Source organism: Pseudomonas jessenii (genome assembly GCF_002236115.1).
Classification (GTDB): domain Bacteria; phylum Pseudomonadota; class Gammaproteobacteria; order Pseudomonadales; family Pseudomonadaceae; genus Aquipseudomonas; species Aquipseudomonas jessenii.
This window is the reverse complement of the sequence record NZ_NIWT01000003.1, coordinates 268,609-284,430: the sequence shown is the minus strand read 5'-3', so window position 1 is coordinate 284,430 and position 15,822 is coordinate 268,609. Positions and strand designations below refer to the sequence as shown.

At 59.8% G+C, this 15,822-nt stretch carries 16 protein-coding genes; 10 read left to right on the top strand and 6 right to left on the bottom strand.

Annotated elements, in window-relative coordinates; genetic code table 11:
• From PSJE_RS10435 to PSJE_RS10410, 6 genes are read left to right on the top strand one after another with little or no spacing between them, the layout of a single operon-like run.
• Window positions 1-480, top strand: a complete 480-nt coding sequence (locus PSJE_RS10435; RefSeq protein ID WP_090457241.1) for a TadE/TadG family type IV pilus assembly protein — start codon at window positions 1-3, stop codon at window positions 478-480.
• Window positions 480-974, top strand: a complete 495-nt coding sequence (locus PSJE_RS10430) for a TadE/TadG family type IV pilus assembly protein (protein WP_090457239.1) — start codon at window positions 480-482, stop codon at window positions 972-974. The genes PSJE_RS10435 and PSJE_RS10430 overlap by 1 nt, the downstream gene beginning before the upstream one ends.
• Window positions 968-2,188: an AAA family ATPase gene (locus PSJE_RS10425; protein ID WP_090457238.1), complete on the top strand. Its 1,221-nt coding sequence runs from the start codon at window positions 968-970 to the stop codon at window positions 2,186-2,188. The genes PSJE_RS10430 and PSJE_RS10425 overlap by 7 nt, the downstream gene beginning before the upstream one ends.
• A gap of 3 nt (window positions 2,189-2,191) precedes the next feature.
• Window positions 2,192-3,634, top strand: coding sequence for a TadA family conjugal transfer-associated ATPase (locus tag PSJE_RS10420; RefSeq protein ID WP_090457237.1), 1,443 nt, complete (start codon window positions 2,192-2,194; stop codon window positions 3,632-3,634).
• Window positions 3,631-4,617, top strand: a complete 987-nt coding sequence (locus PSJE_RS10415) for a type II secretion system F family protein (RefSeq protein WP_090457235.1) — start codon at window positions 3,631-3,633, stop codon at window positions 4,615-4,617. The genes PSJE_RS10420 and PSJE_RS10415 overlap by 4 nt, the downstream gene beginning before the upstream one ends.
• Window positions 4,618-4,647: 30 nt before the next feature.
• A complete protein-coding gene (locus tag PSJE_RS10410; RefSeq protein ID WP_090457233.1) occupies window positions 4,648-5,610 on the top strand; it encodes a type II secretion system F family protein in 963 nt (320 codons plus the stop codon).
• Window positions 5,611-5,824: 214 nt separating this feature from the next.
• On the opposite strand, the gene PSJE_RS10405 is transcribed toward PSJE_RS10410, so the two are convergent.
• From PSJE_RS10405 to PSJE_RS10380, 5 genes are all read right to left on the bottom strand, one after another.
• Complete coding sequence (locus PSJE_RS10405) at window positions 5,825-6,094, bottom strand: DUF3613 domain-containing protein (RefSeq protein WP_090457231.1); 270 nt, start codon at window positions 6,092-6,094, stop codon at window positions 5,825-5,827.
• Between the two features lie 18 nt (window positions 6,095-6,112).
• Window positions 6,113-6,826, bottom strand: a complete 714-nt coding sequence (locus tag PSJE_RS10400; RefSeq protein ID WP_090457229.1) for a tetratricopeptide repeat protein — start codon at window positions 6,824-6,826, stop codon at window positions 6,113-6,115.
• Window positions 6,827-6,945: 119 nt separating this feature from the next.
• Entirely contained in the window at window positions 6,946-8,169 is a 1,224-nt protein-coding gene (locus PSJE_RS10395; RefSeq protein WP_090457227.1) for a type II and III secretion system protein family protein, read from the bottom strand.
• Window positions 8,170-8,763: 594 nt separating this feature from the next.
• On the bottom strand, window positions 8,764-9,171 hold the full coding sequence (locus PSJE_RS10385; RefSeq protein ID WP_007972361.1) for a PA2817 family protein: 408 nt from the start codon (window positions 9,169-9,171) through the stop codon (window positions 8,764-8,766).
• Between the two features lie 74 nt (window positions 9,172-9,245).
• On the bottom strand, window positions 9,246-11,693 hold the full coding sequence (locus PSJE_RS10380) for an acyl-CoA dehydrogenase (protein WP_090457225.1): 2,448 nt from the start codon (window positions 11,691-11,693) through the stop codon (window positions 9,246-9,248).
• A gap of 249 nt (window positions 11,694-11,942) precedes the next feature.
• Between PSJE_RS10380 and PSJE_RS10375 the strand changes: the two genes are divergently transcribed.
• From PSJE_RS10375 to PSJE_RS10360, 4 genes are all read left to right on the top strand, one after another.
• Window positions 11,943-12,602 (top strand): transglutaminase-like domain-containing protein, encoded by a 660-nt coding sequence (locus tag PSJE_RS10375; RefSeq protein WP_057713694.1) that lies wholly within the window; start codon window positions 11,943-11,945, stop codon window positions 12,600-12,602.
• Between the two features lie 43 nt (window positions 12,603-12,645).
• The gene (locus PSJE_RS10370; RefSeq protein ID WP_090457223.1) at window positions 12,646-13,269 is read left to right on the top strand and encodes a glutathione S-transferase family protein; all 624 of its coding nucleotides are present in this window, start codon (window positions 12,646-12,648) and stop codon (window positions 13,267-13,269) included.
• A 132-nt stretch (window positions 13,270-13,401) separates the two neighbouring features.
• Window positions 13,402-14,334, top strand: coding sequence for an ABC transporter ATP-binding protein (locus PSJE_RS10365; protein WP_057713696.1), 933 nt, complete (start codon window positions 13,402-13,404; stop codon window positions 14,332-14,334).
• On the top strand, window positions 14,331-15,110 hold the full coding sequence (locus PSJE_RS10360) for an ABC transporter permease (protein ID WP_057713697.1): 780 nt from the start codon (window positions 14,331-14,333) through the stop codon (window positions 15,108-15,110). The genes PSJE_RS10365 and PSJE_RS10360 overlap by 4 nt, the downstream gene beginning before the upstream one ends.
• 155 nt (window positions 15,111-15,265) lie before the next feature.
• Here PSJE_RS10360 and PSJE_RS10355 read toward each other — a convergent pair whose 3' ends face one another.
• The gene (locus tag PSJE_RS10355; RefSeq protein WP_057713698.1) at window positions 15,266-15,781 is read right to left on the bottom strand and encodes a DUF2062 domain-containing protein; all 516 of its coding nucleotides are present in this window, start codon (window positions 15,779-15,781) and stop codon (window positions 15,266-15,268) included.
• Between the last annotated feature and the right edge of the window lie 41 nt (window positions 15,782-15,822).

The window sequence follows — 15,822 nt, the reverse complement described above, 5'->3', positions numbered from 1 at the left end:
ATGAGACTTCACGGATTTAAGCATCCGCAGCGCCAGCAAGGCCTGGCTATGGTGGAATTCACCCTCGTCCTGCCGGTGCTGCTGCTGCTGTTGCTGGCCTTCGGTGAGTTCGGCCGCATGCTCTATCAGTACAACCTGCTATTGCAGGCCAGCCGCGATGCCGACCGTTTCGTCGCCAGCAACGCCTGGGACTCGACGCTTGGTGCAGTAGCTCTGAGCAGTACGCTACTGACGCAGACAAAAAACGTTGCGGTGTATGGCGTGCCTGCCAACACCGGGACCGCCGTGGTGTCAGGGTTGACGACTGGCAACGTGGTCGTTGCCGCGGTGGGCACCGACCACGTGCGGGTCACCATCAGTTATACGTTCTGCCCGGTAATTGGCGCTGGCAATTGCACCGGATCGATTCCCGGTTTTTTTGGCAGTCAGATTGCACTGGGCATTCCGCTGGTTGCCACTACCGTGATGAGGGCGCTGTGATGAACAGAAAACACATGCGCGGCACCTATACGGTGGAGTTCGCCGTTATTGGTCTGCTGGTGTTCACGCTGTTGTTCGGCGTGGTGGAAATGGGCCGTCTGTACTTCACGGTCAATGCGCTGGATGAAGCCGTGCGTCGTGGTACGCGCCTGGCGGCGGTGTGCAATATCAGCGATCCGGTGATTCTGCGGCGGGCGATCTTCAATGCCGCGACCGATGCAGGTACGAGCCAGCTGATCGGCAATCTGGCCACCACCAACCTGACGCTGACCTATCTGGACGTAAACGGTGCTCTGGTGGCCAACCCCGCTGACCTGGTCAGTGCCAACGGTTTTCGTGCCATCCGCTATGTCCGGTTGAGTCTGCAAAACTTCGTTTTCAATCTGTTTATTCCCGGGTTCGGCGTGCCCATTACCCTGCCTGCATTCAGGGCAACCTTGCCACGCGAAAGCCTTGGGCGTCATTCCGATTCCGGGGAGATCACGCCATGCTGAATACCAAGGACACTCCTCTCTCCAGTTCGACCGGCAAAGCCGGGCTCAGGTTGCTGATCAGCAGTCGTGATGCCTCGTCGTTGCGCGACCTGCAGAGCGTCTGCCAACGCATGCCCAGCCTGGAGGTGAGCACTCGCCTGGTGAGCAATGGGCATGTCGACCCGCTCTACGGCCTGGACCGGATGCCCGATCTGCTGCTGTTGCGCGTCAGCCACCTGTGGCGTGAGGAGCTGGCAGCACTGTTGCAGCGCCCGGCCCATGAGCGTCCGCCGATGTTGGTGTGCGGACTTCTGAGCGAACAGGAAGGCATGCGCCTGGCGATGCAGGCCGGTGCCCGTGACGTGCTGCCGGAGCCCGTTGCCGAAACAGAACTGGTCGCCGCCTTGAATCGGCTGGTCATGGAGGTTCGGACCGGCAGCGGGACAGTAGGGAAATTGCTTGCCGTGATCAGCGCCAAGGGCGGCTCGGGCGGGACCATGCTGGCCTGCAACCTGGCTCAGCAGCTCAGCATGAAGGGTGGCAGTACCCTGTTGCTGGACATGGACCTGCAATTTGGCAGCGTGACGCATTACCTGGATGTGGCGCAGACGCATAGCCATCTGGAGGTGTTGCATCAGATCGACGGCATGGACAGCGTCGCGCTGCGCGGTTTTTGCAGCCACTTCAGCCCGACCTTGCATGTGCTGGGCGGCCGGGCCGGTGAGCTGTGTCTGCCGCAGGATGCCCAACCGGAGCAACTTGACACCTTGTTGCAGTTGACCCGCGCCAGCTATGACTGGGTAGTGATCGATCTGCCGCGGCAAATCGACCACCTCACCGGCTCCGTGCTGGAACAGGTGGATCGGGTGTACGTGGTGGTGCAGCAGAGCGTCAGCCACCTGCGCGATGCCAGCTCCCTGGTGCGGATTCTTCGCGAAGACCTGGGCGTGCGCGGGGATCAATTGCAGATAGTGGTCAACCGCTATGACAAGGCGGCAGCGGTCAGCCTCAAGGATATCGGCGAGGCGCTGCGCTGCACGAACCTGTCGAAACTGCCCAACGACTTCAACCTGGTCAGCCAGAGTCAGAACACTGGCGTGCCGTTGAGTCTGCATGCGCCGAAGGCGGCGATCACCGTTGCCCTGCGCAACGTGGCCGATGACCTGGTCGGCAACCAGATGGCTGGAAAAAAAGGCGTGTTCAAACGCGCCTTCAACCGTTTTTTCGGGGGGTGACCCATGATCAGCGACTTTCGTAACCGCTTGCGCAAACAATCCGGTAAACCCACCCCATCGTCGGCTGGCCAGCCGGGTGACGACCAGCAGGATCCGGCAGAGGAAGTAATGGCGTGGGAGCGTGCAACGCCGGACGTTCTTTACGAAACCAGAAGTCAGGTCACCCCGGTAGAAGCCGAGTGGCGGGAAAAGATCTACCAGCAGTTGCTCAAGGTCATGGACCTGTCCTTGCTGGACTCCCTTGAACAGGCTGAGGCCGCGCGGCAGATTCGCGATATTTGCCAGCGCCTGCTCGATGAGCATTCGGCACCGGTGAGTACTTCCAGCCGCCAATTGATCATCAAGCAGATCACCGACGAGGTGCTCGGCCTTGGCCCGCTGGAACCCTTGCTGGCTGACCACAGCGTGTCCGACATTCTGGTCAACGGTCATGCCTCGGTCTATGTCGAGCGCTTCGGCAAACTGCAACGGACCGATGTACGCTTTCGCGATGATCAGCATTTACTGAACATCATCGACCGTATCGTTTCCAGCCTGGGCCGGCGCATCGACGAGTCCTCACCCTTGGTGGATGCCCGGCTCAAGGACGGTTCGCGGGTCAACGCGATTATCCCGCCGCTGGCCATCGACGGCCCGAGCATGTCGATCCGGCGCTTTGCGGTAGACCTGCTCAATACCGACAGCCTGATCCAGGTAGGGACCTTGACCCCAGCCATTGCCCTGCTGCTCAAGGCGATAGTGCGTGGGCGCTTGAACGTGCTGATTTCCGGTGGTACCGGCAGCGGCAAGACCACCATGCTCAATGTCCTGTCCAGTTTCATTCCGCAAAACGAGCGGATCGTCACCATCGAAGACTCGGCCGAACTGCAACTGCAGCAGCCCCACGTGGTGCGTCTGGAAACCCGGCCTTCGAACATCGAGGGACGTGGCGAGGTGAGCCAGCGGGAGTTGGTGCGCAACAGTCTGCGGATGCGTCCGGACCGTATCGTGATCGGCGAAGTGCGCGGCGTCGAGGCGCTGGACATGCTGACAGCGATGAACACCGGTCACGACGGCTCGTTGACCACAATCCACGCCAACACCGCGCGCGATGCGTTGGGGCGGATCGAGAACATGGTGTCGATGACCGGGGCGACCTTCCCGATCAAGGCCATGCGTCAGCAGATCGCTTCGGCCATCGATGTGGTGATTCAGTTGGAACGCCAGGAGGACGGCAAGCGCCGCCTGGTCAGCGTGCAGGAGATCAACGGCATGGAAGGCGAGATCATCACCATGACCGAAATCTTCTCCTACGCGCGCCATGGTGTGGGCGAAAACGGCGAAGTGCTGGGTGATTATCGGCCCAGCGGCATGATCCCCGCTTTCCGCGATGTGCTGGCCAAGCGCGGCATCGAGTTGCCGCTGACGATGTTCAGGCCTGAGTGGATGGAGGCACGGCAGTCATGAGCAATATTCCTGGTGAATTCATTCTGATGTTCCTCGGCATGGTGTTTATCGCCGTCTTCCTTCTGTCCCAGGGCGTGGCAGTGCCGGTATTCGGCGAGGCCGGGAAGATGCGCAAGCTCATCCGCAGCCGCTTGCATGTACTGGAGAAAGCCAACCATCTACCCAACATGCAAACGGTGCTGAGGCAGAAGTACCTTACGCGCTTGTCGCCACTGGAGGCGATGCTCGAGCAGTTGCCTTTTATGGCGAACCTGACACAGTTGATCGAGCAGTCGGGCCATGAATATCGTGCTTATCGGGTGATAGTGCTCGGGCTTGCCATGGGCGTTGCAGTCGGCGCCGTAGTCCTGATGTTTTCGGCGATCTGGTGGATGGCGCTGGTGGCGGCTTTTTTGGTGGCCTGGCTCCCGGTCCTGAAAATCCTGCGTGATCGCAACAAGCGTTTTGCGCAGTTCGAGGAAGGTTTGCCAGATGCGCTGGATGCCATGTGCCGGGCCCTGCGCGCCGGGCACCCGTTCAACGAAACCCTGCGCCTGGTCGCCGAGGAGCACCAAGGGGCGGTCGCTCATGAGTTTGGCCTGACCTTCGCCGATATCAACTACGGCAACGATGTGCGCCGGGCCATGCTCGGCCTGCTGGAGCGTATGCCGAGCATGACGGTGATGATGCTGGTGACCTCGATCCTCATCCATCGCGAGACCGGCGGCAATCTGACGGAAGTGCTGGAGCGTTTGAGTCGGCTGATCCGTGGACGCTTCCGCTTCCAGCGCAAGATCAAGACCTTGTCGGCGGAAGGGCGTATGTCGGCCTGGGTGCTGGTGGCGATTCCTTTCGTGCTGGCGATCGCGATCATCGTTACAAGCCCCAGCTACCTTCCTGTGCTGATCAATGATCCCACGGGCCATAAGCTGATCATCGGCGCTTTCTGCGCCATGTTGATCGGGATTTTCTGGATAAAAAAAATCATCCGGATTCAGGTTTAAGCGGTATTCGCTACCGGGAGGTACAGGATCATGGACTTTTTACTGGGGTTGTTCAGTCGGCTTACGGGGAACGAAGAGCTGGCGCGCATATTGTTCATTAGCGTGATCGGTTTTAGTACGGTGCTTGCGGTCATCGCAGTGATGTTGCTGGTATTAGGCCTCCAGGACCCGGTGCAGCGTCGCTTGGCGTTGATCAAGCGTGGTCATTTAGGCAATGCGGTCGGGCAGGAGGCTCCGGGTAACCTGCAATTGCTGCTGGAGCGGGTCGGCCAGCGCTTTGCTTCGGCCGAGTCGACCAAGACGTCCGTGACCCGGACCCTGTTGATGCATGCGGGTTACCGTTCCTCTTCTGCGGTGCAGATGTACTGGGCAGTGCGCCTGATGTTACCGCTGTTACTGATCGGCCTTGTGTTGCTGCTGTTGCCGTTTATCCCCAAGGTCTCATTGATGATCGGCCTGTTGTTGGTGCTCATGGCGTCCGGTATCGGCTGGCTGTTGCCCGCACTGTATGTCAGCAAGCGTAAGGAGGCACGTCAAAACCGGCTGCGTGTCGCGTTTCCAGATGCGCTGGATCTGATGGTTGTCTGCGTGGAGTCGGGCCTGGCCCTGCCCACGACCATCGAACGTGTGGCTGAAGAAATGTCGGTCAGCCACGTTGAGCTGGCTGAGGAACTGGCCCAGGTCAATGCGCAAATCCGCGCGGGCATTACCAGTACCGAGGCACTCAAACAACTGGCTGTGCGCACCGGCCTGGATGACGTACAAGGGTTGGTCAGTCTGTTGGCGCAGAGCATCCGTTTTGGTACCAGCGTGGCCGACACCCTGCGTATCTATGCCGATGAGTTCCGTGACCGGCGTACCCAGGCCGCCGAAGAGGCGGGGGCGAAAATCGGTACCAAACTGATATTTCCGCTGATTTTCTGCCTGTGGCCGAGCTTCTTTCTGGTTGCCATCGGCCCAGCCCTGATCGGGGTGTTCAGAGCATTCGGGTGAGGTCAAATGGCTTGAGGCTGTCGAGTGCGACGGCCTTGCCACCCGAGTCCGACCTGCACTTTCTCGTCAAGGATCTACACATCTGCTCCGGGGTAATCCGTCCAGGGATGGATAATGCGTAGATGCCACTGATTTCCTGCACACGACATCAAGCCCGGCTTTGCAGCCAGGCCACTCTGGACTACGCCAGAGGCCGGTCACCCATCGATATGCCTCATTCGCCGATGGTCATTTCTCCCGCTGAATCCTGGTCATAAAATTCCGGAATCGGGTAGTTGAAGCTATTGAGCCAGCGTTGCATGGCCAGGTCACGTTCGGTAGCCGAAGCGGTTTGCAGGTGAGGGGAGGCAACCACACCGCGAATCTGCAGCTGCAACCACTGTTCGGTACCTTGTTGATACGGCGAAGAAGGGCCCGGCTCAATGGCCCAGGCAGTGGTTGACAGGCAAGCCGTGCACACGATCAACAGCCTTTTGGTATTCATCTCGACTCCTCGTACGTTCTACTTGTTCGCACTGGAAGAGGCATCGGCTACCTCAGTCTTGCGATTCCCGTCGGTAGCCACCACTTTTTTGGCGGAGGCCTTGAGTTTTTCCGCGCGGGTTTGAGCCTCTACGACTTGCTTGGGGCTCAAGTCGGCGCGGGTCACGAGTTCGGCGGCCGCCTTCCAGTTATCCTGGTAGATCAGCAGCGTCACCATGTTGAGTGCCGCCAGTGTGTTTGCCTGCTTGAGCTCCATGGCGGTCATGAACTCAAAGCGTGCTTCAGGGATCCGTTGCTGATTGAGGTAGACGACCCCCAGGTCATTTCGCATCCTGTCGTCGGTGGGGGCCATCTTCACCGCACGCTCAAGGTGAGTGGCAGCGCTGGCGTTATCATTTTTGGCGGCGGCCAACTGACCCAGGCCATGTTCCCCTTCAGCCGCCAGACAGGTTCCGAGCAAGCTTTCGTACAACGGCTGCGCATCGCCGCTGCGCCCCATCAAGCGCAGCACCCGCGCTTTGCGCAGGCGAACCTGGATCAGGTTATCGGGCAACCCTTCCAGATTCGCCAGGCTGGCATACAAACGGCCTTCGTCGGCCATGTTGTCGGCCAGGTTAAGGGCCAGTTCTTGCTCCGAACCGGGCTTGGCACAGCTGGCCGGTCGCGAAGACAGGCCATTGCTGGCACAACCTGCGAGCATTAATGTCGCCGTTATTGCAATGACTGCTTTCATCGAATGTCCCCTGGCGACAACAGGTTGAGCGCCTGGCCAATGGCAATACAGCTGGCCCGGCAAGCGTTCAACGTCACCGTTACGAGTGAGGGCGAGGCCAGTCTGGTTCAGGCTCCCGTTCATTTCGAGAGTCCGCTGAGACTGTCGAAGTCGCCATTTTCCAGGAAGAACATGCGGTAGAAGTTCGGGTCGTAATTGCGCAGCTGCTCGCCAGGCAATGACGGTAGTGGTGCATTGGCAGCCAGTGGCTGGACCAGATGCGGGGTGACGATCATCAGCAGTTCGCGCTCTTCACGGTTGATGGTGTTGTCGCGGAAAAACGCGCCCAGAACCGGGATATCGCCCAGCCCCGGAAACTTGTTCACCTGGGAATTGTTGCGGGAGCTGATCAGACCGCTGATGACGAAACTTTCGCCGTCGGCCAGGGAGATGCTGGTATCGGTCCGGCGCACGGTCAGGGCCGGGACGACCGTGCCGGCGATGCTCACGGCGTTGGTGAAGTCCAGTTCACTGACTTCCGGCGCCACCTTCAGCGCGATACGGTTTTTCCCGACGATGGTTGGCGTCAGTGTCAGGCGGATACCGAATTCCTTGTACTCGATGGACACGTTATCGCTGCCTGAACTGGGCACCGGAATCGGTATTTCACCGCCGGCCAGGAAGCTCGCACTCTGCCCGCTGAGCGCTACCAGGCTTGGCCGCGCCAGGGTGTAGGCGAAGCCGCTGCCCTCCAGCGCATTGAGCGCTACCAAGGTACTGCCGGTAGCAAACGTGAGGTTGAAGTTGTCGTTGTTCACCGGTATCGACGGCGTGACAATGCCGCCGATGGTGGGCAAGGTTCTCGGCGAGCCGAACAACCAGTTGCCACGGATGCCGAAAATCGAGGCGGAGGCTTCCTTGAGCTTGGTCCGGCTGACTTCAACGAAGCGGATATCGGTCTGCACCTGGCTCGGTAGCAACGGGTCGTCGGAGGGCACCGACGGCACACTGGTCAGCGCCGATGTGGCTCTACCCTTGACGAACACCATGCTTTGGCGTGGCGTTTTCGAACAGGCGGTCCAGACCATCAGGCTGGTGGTCCCCGGCGCAATGCCCGTGAGTATGAACGCGCTGCTGCCGCTGGGCTGCACGTCGGCAATTTTCGGGTCACCCACCGCCAGTTGCGTTACCGGAACGGGGCTGCGCAGTTCATTTTGCAGCCCCTGACCGACCTCGTACGTTGTCGGCCAATTGTCCAGTTGTGAACAATTGGCCGGCGCGGCCTGAGCCGCATCCACGCTGAGGCCCATCCAGAACAGGCCATGGATAATTCGCTTGAAAGCGGGCTCGGTACGAAAGCTCATTAAGGACATCCTCGCTGGATAGGCCATCTTCAGGCTGACTAAGTTGTCTCGGATCACTCACGGGGACCGGACTACCTCTCCCAATGCGCCAGACCACTTATCCACGGCCTTGGCGTTATTCCTTGCGTGCTACACACGAGCGGGCGCAATTCGCTGATCTGGCTGGATAGCGAGCGACCATTGCTGAAACGGTTTTCAGTGATCCGGTGACCTGGACTGCCCGTCGGAGCGATACTCGCGCCTATGGTTCGACCTGGTCCCCCCGGAAAGTCATCGGCAATGCAGGTACAGAGCCGGAAAACGCCTGCCAGGATCATGGTGAGGTAACTCCTTTTGCCAATCCGCTATCTGATCACTGAAGCTAACGTGAAAACTCGAGCCGTTATGACTTCTTGTAGTTTGAAGGTAGTTCAATCAAACCAAAGTGCCATGAGATAGAGAGAAAACTATTGGTGCAAAGGCTGGAGATAGGCAGGCGGACGTGCGGAAAAGGTCGCAGCACAGTGCGGTTGCCTGAAGTTGACGGGGTGCGCTGAAGGAAAAAAAAGGCCCGCATGCTCAAGCATGCGGGCCTTTGGCATCACTGATTGACGATCAGTGCTTGCTGTCCTGGTTCGACAGCGCCAGCAACTGCTTTTCCTGGTTCCAGTCGAAGGGCTCGTCGTTCTGTTCGGCTTCGAAGCGGCGCTCTTCCAGTGCCTGATACAGGTCGATTTCATCATCGGGCATGTAGTGCAGGCAGTCGCCGGCGAAATACCACAGCAGGTCGCGCGGGACCAGGTGAGCGATTTGCGGATAGCGAGTGATGACCTGGCACAGGATGTCCTGGCCCAGGTACTGGCTTTCGATCGGGTCGACAGGCAGTAACGCAAGCAGTTCGTCGAAGCGCTCAAGGAACAAGGCATGACTTTCGTCGGGAACCTGCTCGGCCTCACCTACGGCGACCAGGATGCTGCGCAGGTGGTCGAGTAAAACGAGATGATCGGCAACGATGTTGGACACGAGATAAGTCCTCAAGAGCAAAACGGGCGCGGGAGTATAAAGCGCCCGCGCCCGTTTTTACATGCTTGACGGGATCAGCGGACTTTTCCCTCCGCCAGTGCCAAGGCCTCTTTGCCAAAGTCATCGACATCGATCACCTTGCGCCGGGCCGCCTCGGCTTCTCGCAGGGTTTGGGCCTCCACCGGCTGCAATACGCCAGCCTCGAGGGCGGCATCGATTACCGACTCGCCGGCCACCGGTTTGACCTGGCCACTCTTGAGTGCCATATGCAGTTTTTTCTGCAGCGGCTGTGCGGCGCTCAACAGATTACAGGCGTGTTGCAATGCACCGACCGGATCGTCGCTCGCTTGCGGGCGGTAGCACCCCAGGAGCACTTCCTCCAGTGCCGGGTCGCCCTTGGCGCGGCCGATCACCCCTGCGACTTCGGCGCCGAGTTTGTCCGATGGCCCTTTGTGCCGGCGCCCGAACGGGAACACGATCACTCGCAACACACAGCCCGCGACTTTGTTCGGGAAGTTGCTCAGCAGTTCATCCATCGCCCGTTCCGCCTGGCCCAGGCTTTCTTCCATGGCCCAGGTCAGCAGTGGTGCCATGTACTGCGGTGAGTCAAGGTCGTTGTAGCGCTTGAGCGCGGCGGACGCCAGGTAAAGGTTGCTCAATACGTCGCCTAGCCGTGCAGACAGGCGTTCGCGGCGTTTCAGTGCGCCGCCCAGCAACATCATGCTGAGGTCGGCGAGCAGGGCGAAAGCAGCGGCCTGACGGTTGAGTGCGCGGAAATAACCTTGGCTGAGTTTGTCGCCCGGGGTGTGTTCCAGATGCCCGAAACCGAGATTGAGCACCAGCGTACTGGCGGCGTTGCCCACGGCAAAACCGATGTGCTTGAGCAGCAGGTCATCGAATTCTCTGAGCGCCTGATCCTTGTCTTCACGGCCGGCGAGGGCCATTTCCTTGAGCACGAAGGGATGGCAGCGAATCGCGCCCTGGCCGAAGATCATCAGGTTGCGCGAGAGAATGTTCGCGCCTTCGACGGTGATGAAAATCGGCGCGCCGTTCCATTTGCGACCGAGGTAGTTGTTCGGCCCCATGATGATCGCCTTGCCGCCGTGCACATCCATGGCGTCGCTAATGCAGTCGCGGGCGCGTTCGGTCAGGTGGTACTTGAGAATTGCCGACAGCACCGACGGTTTCTCGCCCAGATCGACTGCATTGGCGGTCAGCATGCGGGCGGCGTCCATCATCCAGGCGTTGCCGCCAATGCGGGCCATGGCTTCCTGGATGCCTTCGAACGAGGCAATCGGCACATTGAACTGCTCACGAACCTGAGCGTATTGGCCCGTTACCAGACTGGTGAACTTGGCCATGCCGGTGCCCACCGCCGGCAGGGAAATCGAACGCCCGACCGACAGGCAGTTCATCAGCATCATCCAGCCTTTGCCGAGCATCTCCTGGCCGCCGATGAGGAACTCCAGCGGGACGAACACGTCCTTGCCCGAGTTCGGGCCATTCATGAATGCCGCGCCCAACGGCAGATGCCGGCGGCCGATCTCGACACCGGCGATGTCGGTCGGAATCAGTGCCAGGCTGATGCCCAGGTCTTCCTTGTCACCCAGCAGGTGATCCGGATCGTAGGCCTTGAAGGCCAGGCCGAGGAGGGTGGCCACCGGACCGAGGGTGATGTAGCGTTTTTCCCAGTTCAGGCGCAGGCCGAGGACTTCCTGGCCCTCCCATTCACCTTTGCAGATCACTCCTGAGTCCGGCATGCCGCCGGCGTCGGAGCCGGCCAGCGGGCCGGTCAGGGCAAAACACGGGATGTCGTCGCCGCGCGCCAGGCGAGGCAGGTAATGATTGCGTTGTTCGTCGGTGCCGTAATGCAGCAACAGTTCGGCCGGGCCGAGGGAATTGGGGACCATCACGGTTGAGGCAAGGTCGCCGCTGTGGCTCGCCAGTTTCATCGCCACTTGCGAGTGGGCATAGGCGGAGAAGCCCTTGCCGCCAAACTCCTTGGGGATGATCAGGGCGAAAAAGCCGTTGTCCTTGATGAATGTCCAGGCTTGCGGCGGCAGGTCCATGGTTTGACCGAGCTGCCATTCACTGACCATGGCGCAGAGTGTTTCGGTCGGCCCGTCGATGAAGGCCTGTTCCTCTTCATTCAATTGCGCCTTGGGATAGGACAGCAGCTTGCTCCAGTCCGGACGGCCACTGAACAGTTCGCCGTCCCACCAGACCGTGCCAGCGTCGATGGCATCGCGTTCGGTTTGCGACATCGGCGGCAGGGTTTTCTGGAACCAGTTGAACATCGGCGCGCTGAACAGTTTGCGGCGCAGGTCGGGCAGCAGCAAAGGCGCGGCGACGGCGGCGATCAACACCCAGAAAACCAGCAGCAGCCAGCCCGGTGCGCGGCTGAAAGCGCCCATGGCCACAACATAGATGGCCACGATGACCAAGGCGGGCAGCGGGGCGATGCGGCGGTGGGCCAAATAAGCAATCCCGACCAGCAAAACCAGTATCCACAACAACAGCATATTCATTCCTCCGTGAAACCAGGGCGAACCAGCCCACAGAGCTTAGACGGCATCCGCGAAACAGGCTGGTTGGAGCGATGTGATTCGAATCGTGGGAAACCCCGGATGATTTTCGTGCGACAAATGGGCCGCACACGTGGGAAATACGTTCATTGAGCGAGCGGCAAAGCGGCCATGTTTGGCCGAAACGTCGTTATCTCTGTGCTGAAGCTCTCGCTAGACTCGGAGCTTCCCCAGGAGATTATTTTCATGCGCGAGTATCTGAGTCCCGGCCGCTTCATCGATAGTGACCATCCGTCCGTGGTGGAGTTCGCCGAAAAGCACCGTGGCGCCAGTCGCGATCCGCTGGAGCAGGCGATCAGTCTCTATTACGCCGTGCGCGAAGCGGTGCGCTACAACCCGTACACGTTCAGTCGCGACCCGCAGACCCTGCGCGGCAGTTATGCGCTGGCGGCCGGGGAGAGTTATTGCGTGCCCAAGGCCACGTTGCTGGCAGGTGCAGCGCGGCATTGCGGGATTCCCGCGCGGATCGGCCTGGCGGATGTGCGCAATCATTTGTCGACGCCACGGCTGCTCGAATTGCTCAAGAGCGACATGTTCGCCATGCACGGCTACACCGAGTTTTACTTGCAGGATCGCTGGGTCAAGGCGACACCCGCGTTCAACCGCAAACTCTGCGACCTGTTCAATGTGGCGCCGCTGGAATTCGACGGGATCAACGACAGCGTTTTTCATCCCTTCAACCGCGATGGCGCGAAGCTGATGGAGTACCTGGTCGATCACGGCCAGTTCGCCGACGTACCTGAAGCGTTCTTTTTCGAACACCTGGAAAAGTGCTATCCGCACCTGTTCGGTGAGCAACAGCAACCACTATTGGGCGACATGCAGAGCGATTTGAGTCGCGCCTGATCCGGCGTATGCTGCCTGCCCACTTACCGAAAAAGAGGCGGTCATGCTGAAGATCTGGGGTCGGAAAAACTCGTCGAATGTCAGAAAACCATTGTGGGCCGCCGAAGAACTGGGACTGGCCTACGAGGCGATCGATGCCGGTGGCGCCTTTGGTGTCGTCGATACACCCGAATACCGCGCCATGAATCCCAATGGTCGCGTGCCTGTCATTGAAGACGACGGTTTTGTGTTGTGGGAGTCCAACGCCATCGTGCGTTACCTGATGGCCTTGCATGCCGACGGCACGGCCTGGTACCCGAATAGTCCCAAGGCCCGGGCCACTGCCGACAAGTGGATGGACTGGACCACCTCAAGCTTTGCCGGCCCGTTCCGTACCGTGTTCTGGGGTGTGCTGCGTACCCCGGCAGACCAGCAGGACTGGCCCGCCATCAAGGCGGCGATCAAGGAGTGCGACACGCTGCTGGCAATGGCCGATCAGGCGTTGGCGAACAAGCCCTACCTGTCCGGAGACGAGATCGGCATGGGCGATATTCCCCTGGGCAGTTTCATTTATGCCTGGTTCGAGATGCCGATCGAACGTGCGCCACAACCGCATCTGCAGGCCTGGTATGGCCGGTTGAAACAGCGTCCGGCGTATCAAAAGGCGGTCATGACCGCGTTGACTTAATACTCACTATCGACACGCTTGACTGTACTTGTGTGGCGGCGACAAGCACCATTGTGCCACTCCGCTGCGGTTGTTTTGTTCGCCGCCGCCCATACTTATCCTTTTCTTCCCATCTTGGTGCGTAAATCAGATATGAGTTCCGCTCTGTCCATCCGGCAGCTAACCAAAACCTACGGCAACGGTTTCCAGGCCCTGAGTGGTATCGATCTGGATGTCGCCGAAGGTGACTTTTTCGCCTTGCTCGGCCCGAACGGCGCCGGCAAGTCCACGACCATCGGTATTCTCTCGACCCTGGTGAACAAGACCAGCGGCACGGTGAACATCTTCGGTCACGACCTGGACAGGAATCCTGCGCAGCTCAAGCGCTCCATCGGCGTGGTGCCTCAGGAATTCAACTTCAACCAGTTCGAAAAGACCTTCGACATCGTCGTGACCCAGGCCGGCTACTACGGCATCCCGGCGAAAATCGCCAAGGAACGCGCCGAACAGTACCTGACCCAGCTCGGCCTGTGGGACAAGAAGGACGTGCCATCGCGCTCGCTGTCCGGCGGTATGAAGCGTCGCCTGATGATCGCCCGCGCGCTGGTTCATGAACCGCGTCTGCTGATCCTCGACGAGCCGACCGCCGGGGTGGACATCGAACTGCGTCGCTCGATGTGGAGCTTCCTCACCGAGCTGAACCAGAAAGGCATCACCATCATCCTCACGACCCACTATCTGGAAGAGGCTGAGCAGCTGTGCCGCAACATCGGCATCATCGACCACGGCACCATCGTCGAGAACACCAGCATGCGGCAGTTGCTCAGCCAGTTGCATGTCGAAACCTTCCTGCTGGACCTCAAGGGCGACCTGCCAGCGGCGCCGCAGTTGCTCGGCTATCCGTCCCGGCTGATCGACAGCCACACCCTGGAAGTCCAGGTGGAGAAGTCCATGGGCATCACCGCGCTGTTCACCCAGTTGGCGCAGCAGAACATCGAAGTGCTGAGCCTGCGTAACAAAACCAATCGCCTCGAGGAGTTGTTCGTGTCCCTGGTGGAGAAAAATCTGTCGAAGGTGGCGGTATGAGTTCCGAGCTGCGCCCCAACCTCGTTGCCCTCAACACCATCGTTTACCGTGAAGTCCGGCGTTTCACCCGGATCTGGCCCCAGACCCTGCTGCCGCCGGCCATCACCATGGTCCTGTACTTCGTGATCTTCGGTAATCTGATCGGTCGGCAGATCGGCGACATGGGTGGCTTCACTTACATGGAGTACATCGTGCCGGGGCTGATCATGATGTCGGTGATCACCAACTCCTACGGCAACGTGGTATCGAGTTTCTTCGGCAGCAAGTTCCAGCGGTCCATTGAAGAATTGATGGTCTCGCCGCTGTCGCCGCACACCATTCTGATTGGCTATACCCTGGGCGGCGTGCTGCGTGGCCTGATGGTGGGGATCATCGTGACCCTGCTGTCGCTGTTCTTCACCCACTTGCAGGTGCATCACCTGGGCGTGACCATTCTGGTGGTGGTGCTGACCGCGACCATCTTCTCGTTGCTGGGCTTCATCAACGCCGTGTTTGCGCGCAACTTCGATGACATTTCGATCATCCCGACTTTCGTGCTGACGCCACTGACCTACCTGGGCGGGGTCTTCTACTCAATCACCTTGCTGCCACCGTTCTGGCAGACCGTGTCCTTGGCCAACCCGGTGCTGCACATGGTCAACGCGTTCCGCTACGGCATCCTTGGCGTATCGGATATCCGCATCAGCGTGGCCATCGCCTTCATGCTGGTTGCGACCGCGGTGCTGTATTTCGGTAGTGCAAGGTTGCTGGTCAGCGGGCGCGGGATGCGGACTTAAGGAATACCGCGTCGCCTGCATCGCGAGCAAGCTCGCTCCCACAGGGGATCTTGTTCGCCGCGTAGATTGAATGTGGGAGCGAGCTTGCTCGCGATGGCGTCAGCCCGGACACCGCAAAAAAAAACGGCCTCCCAAGTGGAGGCCGTTTTGCATTCTCACATCCGGCTCTTCTTGCGCCGCTTCCACTGCCTGGCCACCCACCAGCGCCAATACATCATCACCAGGAAGTAGGCCAGTGCGCCGAGTACCAGCCCCGTTACCACCGAGCCCAACAGAAACGGTTGCCACAAGGTCGAGATTTCACCCGTGATCCATTCCCAGTTCAGTGAGTCCGGCAACTGCCGGGCGGGAACGTCCATCAGCCAGGCGCCGGTCTGGTAGGTGCAGAAGAACACGGCAGGCATGGTGATCGGATTGGTCAGCCAGACCAGGCTCACGGCAATCGGCATGTTGCCGCGCACGATGATGGCGAGGATTGCCGCCAGCAGCATCTGTAGCGGGATCGGCAGGAACGCGGCGAACAGCCCCACCGCCATGGCGCGGGCAACGGAGTGGCGGTTGAGGTGCCACAGGTTCGGGTCATGCAACAGCGTGCCGAGAAAGCGTAAGGACTTGTGTTCCCTGATGCTCATCGGGTCTGGCATGTAGCGTTTGAATAAGCGCCGGGGCATAAGGCTTCTCGGTCGGTCAGGGCGGCAAGTATGTCTGGATT

Excerpts from the sequence above, each read along its gene's own strand:
- PSJE_RS10400 (WP_090457229.1), bottom strand. The coding sequence starts at position 6,826 with ATGAAAGCAGTCATTGCAATAACGGCGACATTAATGCTCGCAGGTTGT.
- PSJE_RS10360 (WP_057713697.1), top strand. The coding sequence starts at position 14,331 with ATGAGTTCCGAGCTGCGCCCCAACCTCGTTGCCCTCAACACCATCGTT.
- PSJE_RS10435 (WP_090457241.1), top strand. The coding sequence starts at position 1 with ATGAGACTTCACGGATTTAAGCATCCGCAGCGCCAGCAAGGCCTGGCT.
- PSJE_RS10405 (WP_090457231.1), bottom strand. The coding sequence starts at position 6,094 with ATGAATACCAAAAGGCTGTTGATCGTGTGCACGGCTTGCCTGTCAACC.
- PSJE_RS10430 (WP_090457239.1), top strand. The coding sequence starts at position 480 with ATGAACAGAAAACACATGCGCGGCACCTATACGGTGGAGTTCGCCGTT.
- PSJE_RS10415 (WP_090457235.1), top strand. The coding sequence starts at position 3,631 with ATGAGCAATATTCCTGGTGAATTCATTCTGATGTTCCTCGGCATGGTG.
- PSJE_RS10370 (WP_090457223.1), top strand. The coding sequence starts at position 12,646 with ATGCTGAAGATCTGGGGTCGGAAAAACTCGTCGAATGTCAGAAAACCA.
- PSJE_RS10410 (WP_090457233.1), top strand. The coding sequence starts at position 4,648 with ATGGACTTTTTACTGGGGTTGTTCAGTCGGCTTACGGGGAACGAAGAG.
- PSJE_RS10420 (WP_090457237.1), top strand. The coding sequence starts at position 2,192 with ATGATCAGCGACTTTCGTAACCGCTTGCGCAAACAATCCGGTAAACCC.
- PSJE_RS10375 (WP_057713694.1), top strand. The coding sequence starts at position 11,943 with ATGCGCGAGTATCTGAGTCCCGGCCGCTTCATCGATAGTGACCATCCG.
- PSJE_RS10355 (WP_057713698.1), bottom strand. The coding sequence starts at position 15,781 with ATGCCCCGGCGCTTATTCAAACGCTACATGCCAGACCCGATGAGCATC.
- PSJE_RS10380 (WP_090457225.1), bottom strand. The coding sequence starts at position 11,693 with ATGCTGTTGTTGTGGATACTGGTTTTGCTGGTCGGGATTGCTTATTTG.
- PSJE_RS10365 (WP_057713696.1), top strand. The coding sequence starts at position 13,402 with ATGAGTTCCGCTCTGTCCATCCGGCAGCTAACCAAAACCTACGGCAAC.
- PSJE_RS10395 (WP_090457227.1), bottom strand. The coding sequence starts at position 8,169 with ATGAGCTTTCGTACCGAGCCCGCTTTCAAGCGAATTATCCATGGCCTG.
- PSJE_RS10425 (WP_090457238.1), top strand. The coding sequence starts at position 968 with ATGCTGAATACCAAGGACACTCCTCTCTCCAGTTCGACCGGCAAAGCC.